The organism is Chitinophaga ginsengisoli, from assembly GCF_003014595.1.
Taxonomy (GTDB): Bacteria; Bacteroidota; Bacteroidia; order Chitinophagales; family Chitinophagaceae; genus Chitinophaga; species Chitinophaga ginsengisoli.
In genome coordinates, this window is the sequence record NZ_PYGK01000054.1 from 1 (window position 1) to 1,115 (window position 1,115).

At 45.4% G+C, this 1,115-nt stretch carries 1 protein-coding gene; it reads right to left on the bottom strand.

All coding sequences use genetic code 11. The features are described from left to right. A partial coding sequence (locus CLV42_RS33645) for a toprim domain-containing protein (protein WP_146154563.1) occupies nt 1-1,115 on the bottom strand: 1,115 nt, incomplete at both ends.

Below are 1,115 nucleotides of genomic sequence, written 5' to 3' on the forward strand. Positions count from 1 at the left end.
AAAAAGCGCTCTGCAGCACTCCGCTCCCCAACACTCAACGCATAGCCCTTTGCCTCTTCTCCTGCTGCTGGCTGCTCATCCCTTTCACGGTACTGATCCAGCAGGTCTGTTAACTGGTATAGGTCCTGTTCCAGTATATCTTTTCGAAGACCCAGCTTCTCACCTACTTCCCTGCATAATTTCTCTACCTGTTTATCTTCATACAGGTCCAGCTTATTACGGCTCTTCTGACTATTATCCTTGCGCTCTACTACCAATGTTACCTTCATGCTGTCCAGCTGTTTACTCACGCCACCCTGTACATAATAAATGGCCAGATCTCCGCTGTAACTCAGCTTATAAGGATTACTACTGTCCAGTATAGAGGTGGCTGGTAGGGCCGCTGTAACTGGCTCGGAGGATGGAGCCTTTTGTTTTTCAACTGATTCAACTGAAAGAAAAAAATCAGTCCGACTATTTAACAAGTGAGGGAAGATCTCAGCGGTATGACTAATACCCATACTGTTTATATCTTCTCCCTCTGATAACTGTAATGTGCTGATTAATACATGGGGTAACTTATCTTTAAAAGTAGTGGCGTATTTCGCTACTGCCTTACGTCCTGCTTCATCCCCATCAAAAGCAAAGATGATCTCCTGCAGGTTGGTTAAGCCTTTGATTGCTGCTTCATGTTCAGCTATCAGACCATTGGTACCATAACAGGCCAGGATACCGTATGATTTAGATATTTCACTACACTGTAGTAACGTCGCCGCATCTATCACTGATTCGGTCAGTATCAGTCTTTGTACATCTGACTTCGGATAACAGGGATAAAGACCGCTTCTCTCCTTTAAGTAATAATGACGCTGGTCCTCATCATTAACTGTACTGCGGAAGTACATGCCACTGATCTCTCCCTTACTATTGCGCAATGCAAACACGATACAATACTTCCCAAAAGGCCTGTACCCCTGTCCACCGTTGCTATTTGTACCCCATGGAGACAGTAACCCTGCTTCCACACAGACCGCTATCAGTTGGTCATCCCTACGCCTGCCATGGTGGAACTGTCCTGTGTTATAACCGATCTCTAAACGTGCAGTTTCTAAGCCCCTGCTTTGTATATACTCCTG